Source organism: Pseudomonas sp. K2I15, assembly GCF_002204795.1.
Lineage (GTDB): Bacteria > Pseudomonadota > Gammaproteobacteria > Pseudomonadales > Pseudomonadaceae > Aquipseudomonas.
On sequence record NZ_NIXO01000025.1, the window covers coordinates 1 to 16254 of the forward strand.

Here is a 16254-nt window from a genome sequence, read left to right on the forward strand (position 1 = left end):
GGGCTAAACAACACGACCTTACTAACTCCTTCTGGGCTTCGATGATCTGAAGCAGCTCGCTGTCGAAACCTACATAACTCTTTGTTTACCAAGGAGTTTTCCGTTTCGACTGCGCCGGAAGTGGGGCGAATTATAGACTTCCAGAATCTGCCGTCAACACCTATTTTCACATTTCTGTCATATCGGTCAAAAAAGCCCCAAAACCGCAAAAGCCGGCCCCCAGGGGGCCGGCTTTCTGCCTCACTTACAAACTAGGAAAGGCAAATTGCGACGCTTCATGACTGGCCCGTTGCGGCCAGCGCTGGGTAATCGCCTTGCGGCGGGTATAGAAACGCACCCCATCCGGCCCATAAGCATGCAAGTCGCCAAACAGCGAACGCTTCCAGCCACCAAAGCTGTGATACGCCACAGGTACCGGCAGCGGCACGTTGACGCCAACCATGCCCACTTCAATCTCGTCACAGAACAACCGCGCCGCTTCACCGTCACGGGTAAAGATGCAGGTGCCGTTGCCGTACTCGTGATCGTTGATCAGTTGCATAGCGGCTTCCAGGCTGCTCACCCGAACAACACACAACACCGGCCCGAAGATCTCTTCTTTATAGATACGCATCTCAGGGGTCACGCGATCGAACAAACTGCCCCCCAGGAAGAAACCATCTTCATGACCGGCAATACTCAGGCCACGGCCGTCGACTACCAGCTCAGCGCCGGAAGAAACGCCCTCTTCTATATAGCCACTGACTTTATCGCGCGCCTGGCCAGTGACCAGCGGCCCCATGTCCAATCCACACGTGGTGCCCGCACCAATCTTCAGCGCCTTGACCTGCGGCACCAGCTTGGCAATCAATGCATCCGCCACCTGGTCGCCGACACACACGGCAACAGAGATCGCCATGCAACGCTCACCGCACGAACCATATGCCGCGCCCATCAAGGCACTGACTGCGTTATCCAGATCCGCATCCGGCATCAACACCGCATGGTTCTTCGCCCCGCCCAACGCCTGCACACGCTTGCCGCGCTTGGTAGCTTCGGAATAGATGTACTCGGCAATCGGCGTCGAACCCACAAAGCTTAACGCTTTGACTTCCGGCGCTTCGATCAGCGCATCCACCGCGCCTTTGTCGCCGTGCACCACACTCAGCACACCCTTAGGCAAGCCAGCTTCCTGCAACAGTTGCGCAATCAGCAGCGTCGAGCTTGGATCACGTTCCGACGGTTTGAGGATGAAACAGTTGCCGCAGACGATCGCCAGCGGATACATCCACAACGGCACCATCGCCGGGAAGTTGAATGGCGTAATACCGGCCACCACACCCAACGGCTGGAAGTCCGACCAGGCGTCGATGTTCGGGCCAACGTTACGGCTGTACTCGCCCTTGAGGATTTCCGGCGCCGAGCACGCGTACTCCACGTTCTCGATCCCACGCTTCAGTTCACCAGCCGCATCTTCCAGCGTCTTGCCGTGCTCTTCGCTGATCAGTTGGGAGATACGCGCTTCGTTCTGTTCCAGCAACTGCTTGAAACGGAACATCACCTGGGCACGCTTGGCCGGTGGCGTGTTGCGCCAGGTCGGGAACGCGGCCTTGGCAGAATCGATGGCGCTTTGAATGGTTTCACGGCTGGCCAACGGCACTTGGTGAATCACCTGGCCAGTCGACGGGTTGTACACGTCAGCCGTGCGACCGTTTTCGGTCACCAGTTGGCCGTTGATCAAATGCTGGATGAGGCTCATGCAGGGCTCCTGAAAAGTTGTTCTATATAGAAGGAGAAATCAGTCGATTTTGTTCAGCACTTCGCCGACCGCATCGAACAAGCGATCCAGGTCCTGCGGCTTGCTGTTGAAGGTTGGCCCGAACTGCAGGGTGTCGCCGCCAAAGCGCACGTAGAAGCCGGCTTTCCACAAGGCCATGCCCGCTTCGAACGGACGCACAATCGCATCACCATCACGCGGGGCAATCTGGATCGCACCGGCCAGGCCGTAGTTACGAATGTCGATCACGTTCTTGCTGCCCTTCAGGCCGTGCAGCGCATTCTCGAAATGCGGTGCGACCTCGGCCACGCTCTGCACCAGGTTTTCCTTCTGCAGCAGGTCGAGTGCCGCCAGGCCAGCGGCGCAGGCTACCGGGTGAGCCGAGTAGGTATAGCCGTGTGGGAATTCCACCGCGTACTCAGGCGTCGCCTGGTTCATGAACGTCTGATAAATCTCGGTGCTGGCAATCACTGCGCCCATCGGGATCGCGCCGTTGGTGACTTGTTTGGCAATGCACATCAGGTCCGGGGTCACGCCGAAGCTGTCAGCGCCAAACATCGAACCGGTACGACCGAAACCGGTGATCACTTCGTCGAACACCAACAGGATGTTGTGTTGATCGCAGATCTCACGCAGACGCTTCAGGTAACCCTGCGGAGGAACCAGCACGCCAGCGGAACCCGCCATCGGCTCAACAAACACCGCAGCGATGTTCGACGCATCGTGCAACTCGATCAGCTTGAGCAACTCATCCGCCAGGGCAATACCGCCCAGCTCCGGCATGCCACGGGAGAACGCATTACTCGCCAACAGGGTGTGAGGCAGATGGTCAACATCCATCAGGCCCTGACCAAAGAGCTTACGGTTACCGTTAACGCCGCCCAGGCTGGTACCCGCGATGTTTACACCGTGATAACCACGGGCACGGCCGATCATCTTGGTCTTGGTCGCCTGGCCCTTCAGGCGCCAGTACGCACGCACCATCTTCACCGCGGTATCGGCGCACTCGGAGCCGGAGTCGGTGAAGAACACGTGGTTCAGGTTGCCCGGGGTCAGGTCGGTAATCTTTTCTGCCAGCTGGAACGACAATGGATGGCCGTATTGGAAGCCCGGCGAGTAGTCCAACGTGCCCAGTTGCTTGGCGACCGCTTCCTGGATTTCCTTGCGGGTGTGCCCGGCGCCGCAGGTCCACAGACCCGACAGCGAGTCATACACCTTGCGCCCCTTGTCATCGGTCAACCAGCTGCCTTCGGCCGCCACGATCAGGCGCGGGTCACGATGGAAGTTACGGTTGGCGGTGTACGGCATCCAGTGCGCGTCCAGCTTCAATTGGCTGGCCAGGGTGGATGGAGCGTTTTCGGGCATGTTCATGAGCAAAACCTCGCAAGGCAAAAGGCAGCGTAGGGATTTGAAAAGCGTTGTTGCAGCTAAATTGCCACGGGGATAAAGTCGGTGAAATTCAACTCTTCTAACCTTCAGTCAGGCCTTCACTAAACTATGAGCAGCCGTCGACCCGACCCGCTGGCCCAAGTCAGCGACTTCGATATCCGCTTGTTGCGCATCTTTCGCAGCGTGGTGGAGTGCGGCGGCTTCTCGGCGGCGGAAACCGTACTGGGGATTGGTCGCTCGGCCATCAGCCAGCAGATGAGTGATCTTGAGCAGCGCCTTGGCCTACGCCTGTGCCAACGCGGGCGTGCGGGTTTTTCCCTGACCGAGGAAGGACGCGAGGTGTATCAGTCGGCGTTACAGCTGCTCAGCGCCCTTGAAAGTTTTCGCACCGAAGTCAACGGCCTGCACCAACACTTGCGCGGCGAACTGATCATCGGCCTGACCGACAACCTGGTCACCCTGCCGCACATGCGCATCACCCACGCCTTGGCACAGTTGAAAGAACGCGGCCCGGACGTACAAATCCAGATCCGCATGATCGCGCCCAATGAAGTGGAGCAAGGCGTACTCGATGGCCGCCTGCATGTCGGCGTAGTCCCGCAGGCCAGCGCCTTGTCGGGCCTTGAATACCAGCCGCTGTACAGCGAACGCTCGCTGCTTTACTGCGCGGTCGGCCACCCGCTGTTTTACGCCGACGACAAGCAACTGGACGACGAACGCATCAACAGCCAGGACGCCATCGCCCCGACCTTCCGCCTGCCCGCCGATATCCAGGCTCATTACCAGGCGCTCAACTGCACCGCCAGCGCCTCGGACCGCGAAGGCATGGCCTTCCTGATCCTGACCGGCCGCTACATCGGCTACCTGCCCGACCACTACGCCAACTTGTGGGTACAACAAGGCCGACTGCGTGCGCTGAAACCGGCCACACGTTTTTACGATTTGAGCCTCGCTTCGGTCACGCGCAAGGGCCGTCGCCCTCATTTGGTGCTGGAAAGCTTCCTCGAAAGTCTGGCCGCAACGCGCTAGCACGAGCCTCATATGAAAACCTGAGCAACTGGACAGCTTTTTGCAAGGCATGGTGACCTAGAACCGTCAGCCATGAGTTCCCAACGCCATGCCGCCAGAATCCTCCAACCCCAGCGACCTGATCTACTGCCTTAACGACCGCCCTAAACCACTGCCCGCATTGCTTGCTGCGTTGCAGCATGTGTTGGCCGCTTTTGTTGGCATCATCACCCCGCCATTGATCATCGGCTCCACCCTGGGCCTGACCGCTCACCTGCCCTACCTGATCAGCATGGCGTTGATGGTTTCCGGTGTAGGCACGTTCATCCAGGCACGTAGGCCGTTTGGGATTGGCGCCGGAATGATCTGCCTGCAAGGCACCAGCTTCGCCTTTCTCGGCGCAGTGTTGTCGGCAGGTTTTCTGGTCAAGCAACGCGGCGGCAGCCCGGAAGACATCCTGGCGATGATTTTCGGTATTTGCTTCTTCGGCGCAGCGGTGCAAGTAATCTTGAGCCGTTTCATCGGTCAGCTCAGAAGGGTGATCACGCCATTAGTCACCGGCATTGTCATCACCCTGATTGGTATCAGCCTGATTAAAGTCGGCATTACCGATCTTGGCGGCGGCTTCAATGCTCCGGACTTCGGCGCGCCCACTAACCTGGCTCTAGGCCTGTTCGTCGTGCTGACGATCATCCTACTCAACCGCTCGAACACCCCGTGGGTTCGCCTCTCTGCCATCATCATCGGCCTGGCGCTGGGTAGCCTCGCCGCCTGGTTCAGCGGCAAACTCGTGCCCCAAGCCCTGCCTGACTTGCCATTGATTAGCCTGCCTACACCGTTCCACTTCGGTTTCAACTTCGACTGGAGCGCTTTCCTGCCGGTGGCGCTGATTTATCTGATCAGCACCATCGAAACCGTCGGCGACCTCACCGCCAATTGCATGATCGCCCGCCAGCCCATCAGCGGCCCGTCCTATATAAGCCGGCTCAAGGGCGGCGTGCTGGGGGATGGCATCAGTTGCATGATCGCCGCCACCTTCAGCGCCTTTCCCAATACCACCTTTGCCCAGAACAACGGCGTGATCCAACTGACCGGCGTCGCCAGCCGTTACGTCGGCCTGTACATCGGCGTGGTGCTGTTTTGTCTCGGAATGTTTCCGTTGATTGGCGCGGTGCTGCAACAAATCCCCAAGCCGGTGCTGGGGGGCGCAACCCTGGTGATGTTCGGCAGCGTGGCCGCCGCTGGCGTGCGCATCCTCGCCCAGGCCCCGCTGGATCGACGCAGCATGCTGATCATTGCCACCTCGTTCGGCGTGGGCCTGGGAATCGCGGCCCAGCCGAACCTGCTGCACCTGATGCCAACGCTGGTACAGAACCTGTTCGACTCCGCCATCACCAGCGGCGGCCTGACCGCCATTGTGTTGTGCCTGCTGCTACCCGAACCCAAGGCCGCCGCGGATGCCGCAAACCGGGCCCTGGAAAGCGACACTATGGAACCGCTTTGAGGGTTTTATCGTATCGGGACTTGTCTGGGGCTTGAGGGTGGGTTATCTGTGCACACGTCGTATTCATCGATCTGCACGGAAACCTCCATGAGCCTCGAAGTTCCTGCCCACAGCAACCACGCCGGAAAACCTGCAAGCCGCATTCGGCAAAAGAACGAACAAGCGATTTTGCAGGCCGCCGAAGACGAGTTCGCCCGTCATGGCTACAAAGGCACCAGCATGAACACCATCGCGGCGAGTGCCGGGTTGCCGAAAGCCAACTTGCACTACTACTTCACCAACAAGCTGGGCCTGTACATTGCCGTGCTCAGCAATATCCTCGAACTGTGGGACAGCACCTTCAACACGCTGACCGCCGAGGATGACCCGGCTGCAGCCCTGACCCGCTACATCCGCACCAAGATGGAATTCTCGCGGCGCCAGCCGCAGGCCTCGCGGATCTTCGCGATGGAGATCATCAGCGGCGGTGAATGCCTGACCGAATATTTCAGCCAGGACTACCGCGCCTGGTTCAGCGGCCGTGCGGCAGTGTTCCAGGCCTGGATCGACGCCGGCAAGATGGACCCCATCGACCCCGTGCACCTGATCTTCCTGTTGTGGGGCAGCACCCAGCATTACGCCGACTTCGCCACGCAGATCTGCCGCGTGACCGGTCGCACCAAGCTGACCAAGCAGGACATGGAAGACGCCGGCACCAACCTTATCCACATCATTCTCAAAGGCTGTGGCATCAAACCCACCCTCTAAACGAAGTTACCCATGCCTTTCACGCTTACCGGCTTTTGCGAGTTTCGCGAAGAAATTCGCAAAAGCCGCTTCATTACCCTCTCCGCCCCCATCGCCAGCCCCCAGGACGCCCAGGCCTTCATTGACCAGCACAGCGACCTGAACGCCACGCACAACTGCTGGGCCTGGAAACTCGGTGATCAATACCGCAGCAACGATGACGGCGAACCCGGTGGCACCGCCGGGCGACCGATCCTGGCCGCGATTGAAGCGCAGGAGTGCGACCAGGTCGTGGTGCTGGTGATCCGCTGGTACGGCGGCATTCAACTGGGCACCGGCGGCCTGGCCCGCGCCTATGGCGGTGGCGCCAACAAATGCCTGCAAGCCGCCGAACGCGTCGAGCTGATCAAGCGCGTGCCGCTGAGCTGCTCCTGTGGTTTTGCCGAGCTGCCGCTGGTGAAGTTACGGGTGGCCGAATTGGGCGGCCTGGTGGTGGAAGAAATCTTCACCGCCAATGGCGTCGACCTGCAATTGGCCCTCGGCGAAGCACACATCGACACCCTCCAAGCCCAGCTCGCCCACCTGAGCCGCGGACGCATCCTGCTAGAGCGCTGAAACTGCCCACATCTGCTGTGCACCTGCCTGTGGATAACCTGAGCACACTCGCCTGTAACCCTTCTGTCACAAGGGTTTCAGGCGGTTGTTCAGTTTTTGCTCAGCCAACCACACTAAAGTATTAATCCGGCTCAAAAACAGTTAGTTAGGCGGGTTATGTCCTTTAGAACAAAGGGCCGCAGCGCTTATACCCACCGCTCACGCTTGCGCACAATTCCTGTGGAGCAACCTGTGGATAACCCGTGCAAGAGTGACCCGGCGGCAGAGCCCGCAACGCCCCGGCGCAACTGAGCGTTTTTTGATCAGTTTGCTACCCGACGCACCGGCACCAACTGCGCCACCGCCCACAGCACTTCAAACACCACGACGATCACCAACACGGTGCTGGCGCCGTGGGCCAGCGCGTAAATCTGCCAGGTTGCAAACAGCACCCGCCCGGCTGCGTCATAGCGGCCGAAAATCGCTTGAGGATCACGGACTCGCAACACCGACCATACGCAGACAATCGAGCCCATCAGGTTGGCCATCAACATATGCACAGGCGCGAACGGCGGCAGCTCGCCAGGCAGGTTCAATGCCACCAAGGCGTTATGCAGCAGAACAAAGGTCCAGGGTGTAACCAGCGCAGCGGTGACGATCAGGTCGTACCAGCCGCTGGCCCGAACCAGTCGACGGTATTGGTGTGCAGTCCACATAGCAGCAAGCTCCTTCAATTCAAGAAGCCAGCACGCTAAAGCCTGGAGTATGCTCCAAGGTCAAGCCCTCTCGAGACCTCTGCATGCGTATCGGCGAATTAGCCCAGGCCAGCCAGGTCAGCCGCGACACCCTGCGCTACTACGAGCAACGCGGCCTGATCGCCGCGCAACGCAGCGCCAACGGTTACCGCGACTACCCCGCCGACATGGTGCAGTTGGTGCTGTACATCAAGACCGCTCAGCGCCTGGGCTTCAGCCTCGGTGAAATCGGCAACAGCGTCGGCGCATTATGGCAAGCTCCCGACCCCGACAGCGCCGTAACCCAACTGCTGCAAGACAAGCTCAACCTGATCGAAACGCGCATCGCCGAACTCGACCAACTGCGCCAGGAGTTGCAGCAAAGGCTCGGGCAGCGTTGTCCACTGAACCCGTGAACCTCCACATCAAAGGAAGCCATTCATGTCCACTTCAAAAACCGCACTGATTATCGGCGCCTCCCGGGGCCTGGGCCTTGGCCTGGCCAAGCAACTGCTGGCGGACGGCTGGGACGTGACCGCCACCGTGCGCGACCCGCAAAAGGCCGATGCCCTGAAGGCCCTGGGCCCGGTGCAGATCGAAAAGCTCGACATGGATGATCAACAGGCAGTAATCGCCCTGAGCCAGCGCCTAAAGGCAAAAACCTTCGACCTGCTGTTCGTCAACGCTGGCGTCAAAGGCCCGGCCAACCAGGAACCGGGCCACGCCACCCTGGCTGAAGTCGGCCAACTGTTTTTCACCAACGCCGTGGCACCGATCAACCTGGCCCAGCGTTTTGTCGGACAGATCCGCCCGGGCACCGGCGTGCTGGCATTCATGAGTTCGATCCTGGGCAGCGTCACCATCCCCGACGGCTCGGACCTGGCCCTGTACAAAGCCAGCAAGGCCGCTCTCAATTCCATGACCAACAGTTTCGTCACCCAGCTGGGCGATCAGAAACTGACCGTGCTGTCGTTGCACCCTGGCTGGGTGAAGACCGACATGGGCGGCGAGAATGCTCAGATCGACGTGCCCACCAGCGTCCGTGGTTTGATCGACCAGGTGAATGCCTACAGCGGCAAGGGCGGCCATCACTTTGTGGACTACAAAGGCGAGACCATCGCCTGGTAAAAAAACCGGATCGTTATCGGCCGATTGCCGTCGATAACGTTCCACACGTAAACTGCGCACCTCGCCCTCCCCGGCGACCCTGGATCAGCAGACAGGGCAACACTGAGCTGGCAAACCTGAACCCATCATTCAGAGGAGCCGGCCAATGCCTGCGACCCGTATCTGGTTAAAAAACCCCCTCGCGATTTTCACTGCCAATGGCCTCGACGCCCGTGGCGGCCTGGTGCTGCAAGACGGTGTGATCACCGAAGTACTGGGCTGGGGCCGAGAACCCGCCGTGCCCTGTGGACAAGTGTTCGATGCCCGCGAGCATGTGGTGCTGCCGGGGCTGATCAACACCCACCATCACTTCTACCAAACCCTGACCCGCGCCTGGGCGCCGGTGGTTAACCAGCCGCTGTTTCCCTGGTTGAAAACCCTGTACCCGGTGTGGGCCCGACTCACCCCGGAAAAACTCGCGCTAGCCTCCAAAGTCGCACTCGCGGAATTGCTGCTCTCGGGCTGCACCACGGCGGCGGACCACCACTACCTGTTCCCCGACGGCCTGGAACATGCGATCGACGTGCAAGTCGACAGCGTGCGCGAACTGGGCATGCGCGCCATGCTCACCCGTGGTTCCATGAGCCTGGGCGAAGCCGACGGCGGGCTACCGCCGCAACAAACCGTGCAACAGGGCGACGTGATTCTGGAAGACAGCCGCCGCCTGATCCGCCAGTACCACGAGCGCGGCGACGGCGCGCAAATCCAGATCGCGCTGGCGCCCTGCTCACCGTTTTCCGTCACTCCGCAAATCATGGAAGCCAGCGCTGAACTGGCCAACAACCTTGATGTGCGTCTGCATACCCATCTGGCAGAAACCCTCGACGAAGAAGACTTCTGCCTGCAGCGCTTCGGCCTGCGCACCGTGGATTACCTCGACAGCGTTGGCTGGCTTGGCCCGCGCACGTGGCTGGCCCATGGCATTCACTTCAACCCGGAAGAAATCGCGCGCCTTGGCGCCGCCGGAACCGGAATCTGCCATTGCCCAAGCTCCAACATGCGCCTGGCGTCCGGGATATGCCCGACCCTCGACCTGCTCGCCGCCGGTGCTCCAATTGGCCTGGGCGTGGACGGCTCGGCGTCAAATGATGCGTCGAACATGATCCTGGAAACGCGCCAGGCCCTATACATCCAGCGCCTGCGTTACGGGGCCGAGAAGATCACCCCGGAACTGGTGCTGGGCTGGGCCACCAAAGGCTCGGCTCAGTTACTCGGCCGCAGCGATATTGGCGAACTGGCCGTAGGCAAACAGGCCGACCTGGCGTTGTTCAAACTGGATGAGCTGCGCTTCTCCGGCAGCCACGACCCGATATCGGCACTGCTGCTGTGCGGCGCCGACCGGGCGGACCGGGTGATGGTCGGCGGCAAATGGCGGGTAATCGACGGGCAGGTCGAGGGCCTGGATTTGAAAGGCTTGATTGCCGATCACAGCCAGGCGGCGCGAGAACTGATCAACCGGACTTAACTGGATAAACACCATCGAAATGTGGGAGCGGGCTTGCTCGCGAAGGCGTTGGGTCAGTCAGTACATCTGGCGACTGACACACCGCCTTCGCGAGCAAGCCCGCCCCCACATTAGTGCTGCGGTGTTTTGAAGATCGGTTACAACCCCAACAGCGACAGCATGATAAACGTCGCAAACAACACAAAATGGGTCATCCCTTCGATGGCGTTGGTTTCGCCATCGTTGAGGTTGATCGCGCTGACAATCAGCGTGATAAACACCATCACGGTCTGCACCGGCGTCATCGCCATCTGAAACGGCTGGCCGGTGTACAAGGCCATGGCTTCCATCACCGGCACCGTCAGAATCACCGTCGACAACGACGCACCCAGCGCGATATTCACCACCGACTGCATGCGGTTGGCCAATGCTGCGCGCAACGCGGTCAAAATCTCCGGGGCGGCGGAAATCGCGGCCACGATGATCGCCGTGATCACCGGCGGAGCACCCGTGCCCTCCAGGCCCAGGTCGAGAGTCTTGGACATCACCTCGGCCAACGCGCCAATCACGATCACGCCAAACACCAGCGTCCCAATGGAGAACGCCAGGTTGATCGGCGGCGACTCTTCTTCCGGCTGTTTCTTGCGGCGTTTTTCCGGGTAGCTGTAGCTGAAGAAATAACTGTGGGGCCCTACCTGCATCCGTAGAAACAGGGTGTACAGCACCACCATCGCGCCGATGGTGAAGGCCGAGTAAATTTTCCAGTCGGCCTCGGGGATAAATTCCGGCACCACCATCGACACGCCCATGGCGGTAAGGATCATCACGCTGTAGGTGCGTGCCGAGTCGTCGTTGTAGGACTGTTCGCCATGCTTGATGCCGCCCATCAGCGCCGCCAGGCCGAGGATGCCGTTGATGTCGAGCATCACCGCCGAATAGATGGTGTCGCGCACCAGGGTCGGCGACGGCTCGTTGCTCATCATGATCGCCAAAATCACCACTTCCACCAGCACGGCGGCAAGGGTCAGGATCATGGTGCCGTAGGGGTCGCCGACCTTTTCCGCCAGTTGCTCGGCGTGATGCGCCACACGCATCGAGGCCACGACGATAAAACCGATCAGCGCAATGCCGCCCAGCAGCGCCACCATCTGCCCGCTGTGCAGCATCCAGTGCTCCAGCGGGTAGGCGGCGATGGCGGCAATGAGCGCCAGCAGCATGAATTTTTCTTGCTTGATAGTAGTGAGCATTGCAGGCCTTTTGAACGCGGCGAATCCGTCATTGATGGGGTACAGACTGCACCGCGCCGCTAACGTTTCGTTACACCTTAGTTCACGCACCGCTTGCACGACGCCTGCGGATGCTCACCGCTTGGTCAGGTTTTGCCGATTATTTCGGCGTGCGCCTGTAGAATGCCGCCATTGCACCTGATGAGAATTTATAAATGTACGATTGGCTCAACGCCCTGCCCAAGGCTGAACTGCACCTGCACCTGGAAGGCTCGCTGGAGCCTGAGCTGCTGTTCGCCCTGGCCGAACGCAACAAGATCGCGCTGCCGTGGAACGACGTCGAAACCCTGCGCAAGGCTTACGCCTTCAACAACCTGCAAGAGTTTCTCGACCTCTACTACAAAGGCGCCGATGTACTGCGCACCTCCCAGGATTTCTACGACCTGACCTGGGCCTACCTGCTGCGCTGCAAGGCGCAGAACGTGATCCACACCGAGCCGTTCTTCGACCCGCAAACCCACACCGACCGTGGCGTACCGTTCGAAGTGGTGCTCAATGGTATCGCCGCCGCGTTGAAAGACGGCGAGCAGCAACTGGGCATCACCAGCGGTTTGATCCTCAGCTTCCTGCGCCACTTGAGCCAAGAAGAGGCCGAAAAAACCCTCGACCAGGCGCTGCCATTCCGTGACGCATTTGTCGCCGTGGGCTTGGACAGTTCGGAAATGGGCCACCCGCCGAGCAAGTTCCAGCGTGTGTTCGATCGTGCCCGTCACGAAGGCTTCCTGACCGTCGCCCACGCCGGCGAAGAAGGCCCGCCGGAATACATCTGGGAAGCCATCGACCTGCTGAAAATCCAGCGTATCGACCATGGCGTACGGGCCATTGAAGACGAGCGCCTGATGCAGCGGATCATCGACGAGCAAATCCCGCTGACGGTGTGCCCGCTGTCCAACACCAAGCTGTGCGTGTTCGACGACATGTCCCAGCACAACATCCTCGACATGCTTGAGCGTGGAGTGAAGGTGACGGTGAACTCGGATGACCCGGCGTACTTCGGCGGTTATGTCACCGAGAACTTCCATGCGCTGTACACCTCCCTGGGCATGACCCAGGACCAGGCCAAACGCCTGGCGCAAAACAGCCTGGATGCACGGTTGGTCAAGCCTTAATCGTCGACCGACGTGGCAAGCCGGGCAATTTCAAGTTGCCCGGTTTCACTGACCTGCAACGCCTGGGACTCATTGATCACACTGACCCAGCTCGACTGCATGCACAGCTGCAACAGCGCCGCCCCTAACGCACCGCCCAGGTGCGGCTGCTGTTCGCTCCAATCAAAACAATCGCACACGACCGGCTGAGCCAGCGCCTGGGTAAAAATTCCCAGCCCTGCGAGTTTGCGCGCGCCAAAGGGCGTCACTTCCGTGCGCTGCTCCGGGCGCTCTATCCACCCGGCCGCCATCATCCGTTGATACAAGCCCGCCGCCAGCTCGCCACCCAAGTGGCCATGGCAAAGCCTGGCCCGCCGTAAAGCGGCAGGCGCGGTCAGTGACCGGGGATGGGTAGGCGTACTGCGGGCGACACTGGCCATGGTGGTGCAGGCCAGGGCATCCACGGCGGCTCCCACATCGGCGGCGGCCACCCGAAAGAAGCGTTTGCCGCCACGGGCTTCGACCCGCAACAGCCCGCCGGCCGTCAATCGCGTCAGATGAGCGTTCGCCGAGGCCGGTGACAGCCCCGCCAGCGCAGCCAATTCATCGCAGGGTTTGACCGAGCCGTCCATCAATGCCCACACCATCGCGGTACGTTTCGGGTCGGCCAGCAAGGTGGCGATCTGGCTGATACAAGGTGCCTGTTCCATATGCTCATTCACTCCCTGTTGAATCATTTGTCTGCTGCGGTTGGCGCAAAAGTATAAGCGTGAAAACGCCCGGTTCCGTGCCGTCTTACAGCGCAACCAAGGACAGAGGCTGAAGGAAATTTCCCGATATTCCCGGGGTTATGGTGTAAAGGCCGACCGCTCCGGCAACTGCGCAGTCAATGTCGCACAACGGGCAACGAGCATTTCCCGCAGAAGATTGATCGGCTTGCTCAACTGCGCGCGATGGGCGCACAACAGGTTGAGCGGCGTGCGCTCACCCCGCAGCTCCGGCAGGATCAGGCGCAGGCGCCCGGCCAGCACATCGGAGCTGACATCCAGCCAGGACTTGTAGGCAATACCGACCCCGGCCACCGCCCAGCGCCGCACCACATCGGCGTCGTCACTGAAGCGGTCGCCGGTCACCGTCAGGCTGACGTCGCGTTTGCCATCGTTAAAACCCCAATGGTCATGCACCCGACTGCCGAGCATATACAGCAGGCAATTGTGCTGGGTCAGTTGCTCCAGATGACGCGGTTCACCATACCGGGCCAGGTAGCTGGGGGCGGCGCAGAGCACGCGGTAGTTGTCCGGGGCGATGGGCAGCGCGATCAGGCTGGAGTCTTCCGGCTCACCGTAGCGCAGGGCGATGTCCACCGGCTGGCGGAACAGGTCGGCAATCCGGTCGCCCAACAGTAGGCGCACGCTCAGGTCGGGGTATTCGAGCTGGAACTCATCGAGCCAGGGCAACAGCTGGTTGCGGCCAAAGTCCGAAGGCGCCGAAAGTTGCAGCACCCCGCTGACCTGGTCCTGGCCGCTGGCCAATAAACGCCGGCCTTCATCCAGGCTGCTCAAGGCGGCGCGGGCGTACTCCAGAAACCCTTCACCCTCGGCCGTCAGGCGCAGGCTGCGGGTGGAGCGCGCCAGCAACCGCGCGCCCAATTGCTGCTCGATGCGCTTCAACGCCGCACTGGCCACCGCCGCCGACATGTCCATGACCCGCGCCGCAGCCGAGAGGCTGCCCAGGTCTGCCGCACGCACAAACAACTGCAAATCGTCAAAACGCAGCATTCGGGGTCCATTATCAAAAAAATATTGAAAGAGACTGCTCTTTTAGCGGGTTTTATCTTCGAGAGAAATAGCCAATCATCTGTCCATCCCGTTCATCACGTGCCTGGAGTCGAATATGTCCGCTGCCTTTAACGTCATCGCCACGCTGATCGCCAAACCCGGCCAACACGCCACCCTGGAAACCCTGCTGCGCGAGCTGCTGGAACCGACCCGCGTCGAAGCCGGCTGCCAGCAATACGACCTGCACCAGGACCTGCAACACCCCGAGACCTTTTACATGCTCGAACGCTGGAGCGACGACGCCGCCCTGGCCGATCACGACCAGAGCGCCCATATCCAGAATTTCCGCGCCAAGGCTGCCGACGTGCTCGAGCATTTCGACCTCAAGCGCCTGAAGTTTCTTGCCTGATCAACCGCCCCCTTTTTGGAAACCCTCATGAAAGCCATTGCCTACTACGCCGCATTGCCCATCAACGACCCAAAATCCCTGCAAGACATCGAACTGCCAGCACCGGTCGCCGGCCCCCGCGACCTGCTGGTGGAAGTCAAAGCCATCTCGGTGAACCCGGTGGACACCAAGGTGCGCCAGAACGTCGCCCCGGAAAACGGCGCCGCCAAAGTGCTGGGCTGGGACGTGGCCGGTGTGGTCAAGGCCGTGGGTAGCGAAGTGAGCCTGTTCAAGGTCGGCGACAAGGTGTTCTACGCCGGCTCCCTGGTACGCCCTGGCGGCAACAGCGAACTGCACACCGTGGATGAGCGCATCGTCGGCCATATGCCAAAAACCCTGGGGTTCGCCGACGCTGCCGCACTGCCGCTGACCGCCATCACCGCCTGGGAATTGCTCTTCGAACGCCTGCAAGTGCGCGAAGGCAAGGCAGATGAAGGCCAGAGCCTGCTGATCGTCGGTGCGTCCGGTGGTGTGGGATCGATCCTGACCCAACTGGCGAAACAGCTCACCGGCCTGAAAGTCATCGGCACTGCCTCCCGCCCGGAAACCCAAGCGTGGGCCAAGGACCTGGGTGCCGACCTGGTGATCGACCACAGCAAACCGTTGAGCGAAGAGTTGAAAAACGCCGGCCATCCGCAGGTGAACTACGTCGCCAGCCTGACCCAGACCGACCAGCACCTGGACCAACTGGTGGAAGCGCTGATTCCCCAGGGCAAACTGGCGCTGATCGATGACCCCAAGGCGCTGGACGTCAGCAAGCTCAAGCGCAAGAGCCTGTCGCTGCATTGGGAGTTCATGTACACCCGCTCGATGTTCGAGACCAGCGACATGATCGAGCAGCACAACCTGCTCAATCGCGTGGCCGAACTGATCGACGCCGGCACCCTGAAAACCACGGTGGGCGAACACTTTGGCGTGATCAACGCGGCCAACCTGCGCCGTGCCCACGAGCTGCTGGAAAGCGGCAAGGCCAAGGGCAAGATCGTACTGGAAGGGTTCTAACGAAAAGATCTGTCAGTGTCGTCTGTTATTCATGTGAGTAATGGACGACACCGCTAGTCAGAGACTTGATCCTTGTCATATTTGTGAGCGTATTCGGGTTTATATTGGCCGCCTTTGCCACGCAATTTACGTGAGGAAGTCAGCAATGAAGATCCTGATAAAAGCGCTAGCAAGATCCGAAGGCAACAAATGGCAGGTTCGTCTCGACCACAACGCCTTTACCTTCCGCAGTGAAGCCGAAGCCCGCGCGTTTGCCGACACCCTGCAAACCCGCATCCAGGCACCTCACCGATTCCCCGAAAGCCAGCAGCGTTCTGCTGGCTGACCTGC

At 60.4% G+C, this 16254-nt stretch carries 17 protein-coding genes; 11 read left to right on the plus strand and 6 right to left on the minus strand.

Translation table 11 applies throughout. The features are described 5' to 3' along the window. Positions 1 to 244: 244 nt before the first annotated feature. Together CEC48_RS16325 and CEC48_RS16330 are read right to left on the minus strand one after the other, a co-directional pair. Positions 245 to 1738, minus strand: a complete 1494-nt coding sequence (locus CEC48_RS16325) for a CoA-acylating methylmalonate-semialdehyde dehydrogenase (protein ID WP_088424673.1) — start codon at positions 1736 to 1738, stop codon at positions 245 to 247. A 39-nt stretch (positions 1739 to 1777) separates the two neighbouring features. After that, positions 1778 to 3127, minus strand: coding sequence for an aspartate aminotransferase family protein (locus CEC48_RS16330; RefSeq protein ID WP_088424674.1), 1350 nt, complete (start codon positions 3125 to 3127; stop codon positions 1778 to 1780). Between the two features lie 126 nt (positions 3128 to 3253). On the opposite strand from CEC48_RS16330, the gene CEC48_RS16335 reads away from it, so the two are divergent. From CEC48_RS16335 to CEC48_RS16350, 4 genes are all read left to right on the plus strand, one after another. Beyond that, positions 3254 to 4174 (plus strand): LysR family transcriptional regulator, encoded by a 921-nt coding sequence (locus CEC48_RS16335; RefSeq protein WP_088424675.1) that lies wholly within the window; start codon positions 3254 to 3256, stop codon positions 4172 to 4174. 88 nt (positions 4175 to 4262) lie between these two features. Further along, positions 4263 to 5657 (plus strand): uracil-xanthine permease family protein, encoded by a 1395-nt coding sequence (locus CEC48_RS16340; protein ID WP_088424676.1) that lies wholly within the window; start codon positions 4263 to 4265, stop codon positions 5655 to 5657. An 87-nt stretch (positions 5658 to 5744) separates the two neighbouring features. Continuing rightward, positions 5745 to 6404, plus strand: a complete 660-nt coding sequence (locus CEC48_RS16345) for a TetR/AcrR family transcriptional regulator (protein WP_088424677.1) — start codon at positions 5745 to 5747, stop codon at positions 6402 to 6404. 12 nt (positions 6405 to 6416) lie between these two features. Then, positions 6417 to 6998 (plus strand): YigZ family protein, encoded by a 582-nt coding sequence (locus CEC48_RS16350; RefSeq protein WP_088424678.1) that lies wholly within the window; start codon positions 6417 to 6419, stop codon positions 6996 to 6998. A 302-nt stretch (positions 6999 to 7300) separates the two neighbouring features. On the opposite strand, the gene CEC48_RS16355 is transcribed toward CEC48_RS16350, so the two are convergent. Next, positions 7301 to 7693: a hypothetical protein gene (locus tag CEC48_RS16355; protein ID WP_088424679.1), complete on the minus strand. Its 393-nt coding sequence runs from the start codon at positions 7691 to 7693 to the stop codon at positions 7301 to 7303. A gap of 83 nt (positions 7694 to 7776) precedes the next feature. On the opposite strand from CEC48_RS16355, the gene CEC48_RS16360 reads away from it, so the two are divergent. The 3 genes from CEC48_RS16360 to CEC48_RS16370 all read left to right on the plus strand — a co-directional run bounded on the left by CEC48_RS16360 (position 7777) and on the right by CEC48_RS16370 (position 10343). Next, positions 7777 to 8127, plus strand: coding sequence for a MerR family transcriptional regulator (locus tag CEC48_RS16360; protein ID WP_088424680.1), 351 nt, complete (start codon positions 7777 to 7779; stop codon positions 8125 to 8127). Between the two features lie 25 nt (positions 8128 to 8152). Continuing rightward, positions 8153 to 8839 (plus strand): SDR family oxidoreductase, encoded by a 687-nt coding sequence (locus CEC48_RS16365; RefSeq protein ID WP_088424681.1) that lies wholly within the window; start codon positions 8153 to 8155, stop codon positions 8837 to 8839. Between the two features lie 145 nt (positions 8840 to 8984). Next, a complete protein-coding gene (locus CEC48_RS16370) occupies positions 8985 to 10343 on the plus strand; it encodes an 8-oxoguanine deaminase (RefSeq protein ID WP_088424682.1) in 1359 nt (452 codons plus the stop codon). A gap of 137 nt (positions 10344 to 10480) precedes the next feature. Here CEC48_RS16370 and CEC48_RS16375 read toward each other — a convergent pair whose 3' ends face one another. After that, entirely contained in the window at positions 10481 to 11569 is a 1089-nt protein-coding gene (locus tag CEC48_RS16375) for a calcium:proton antiporter (RefSeq protein ID WP_088424683.1), read from the minus strand. 194 nt (positions 11570 to 11763) lie between these two features. Between CEC48_RS16375 and CEC48_RS16380 the strand changes: the two genes are divergently transcribed. Further along, positions 11764 to 12717: an adenosine deaminase gene (locus CEC48_RS16380; RefSeq protein ID WP_088424684.1), complete on the plus strand. Its 954-nt coding sequence runs from the start codon at positions 11764 to 11766 to the stop codon at positions 12715 to 12717. Here the strand turns inward: CEC48_RS16380 and CEC48_RS16385 are convergent. Together CEC48_RS16385 and CEC48_RS16390 are read right to left on the minus strand one after the other, a co-directional pair. Further along, entirely contained in the window at positions 12714 to 13406 is a 693-nt protein-coding gene (locus CEC48_RS16385) for a helix-turn-helix transcriptional regulator (protein ID WP_088424685.1), read from the minus strand. The genes CEC48_RS16380 and CEC48_RS16385 overlap by 4 nt on opposite strands. A 138-nt stretch (positions 13407 to 13544) precedes the next feature. Continuing rightward, positions 13545 to 14474, minus strand: coding sequence for a LysR family transcriptional regulator (locus CEC48_RS16390; RefSeq protein WP_088424686.1), 930 nt, complete (start codon positions 14472 to 14474; stop codon positions 13545 to 13547). Positions 14475 to 14589: 115 nt separating this feature from the next. Here CEC48_RS16390 and CEC48_RS16395 point away from each other — a divergent pair, with 115 nt between their 5' ends. The 3 genes from CEC48_RS16395 to CEC48_RS16405 all read left to right on the plus strand — a co-directional run bounded on the left by CEC48_RS16395 (position 14590) and on the right by CEC48_RS16405 (position 16249). Next, positions 14590 to 14883, plus strand: a complete 294-nt coding sequence (locus CEC48_RS16395) for a putative quinol monooxygenase (RefSeq protein ID WP_088424687.1) — start codon at positions 14590 to 14592, stop codon at positions 14881 to 14883. 27 nt (positions 14884 to 14910) lie between these two features. Then, positions 14911 to 15924, plus strand: a complete 1014-nt coding sequence (locus CEC48_RS16400; RefSeq protein WP_088424688.1) for a zinc-binding alcohol dehydrogenase family protein — start codon at positions 14911 to 14913, stop codon at positions 15922 to 15924. A 145-nt stretch (positions 15925 to 16069) separates the two neighbouring features. Further along, positions 16070 to 16249, plus strand: a complete 180-nt coding sequence (locus CEC48_RS16405; RefSeq protein ID WP_063033289.1) for a hypothetical protein — start codon at positions 16070 to 16072, stop codon at positions 16247 to 16249. Positions 16250 to 16254 lie beyond the last annotated feature (5 nt).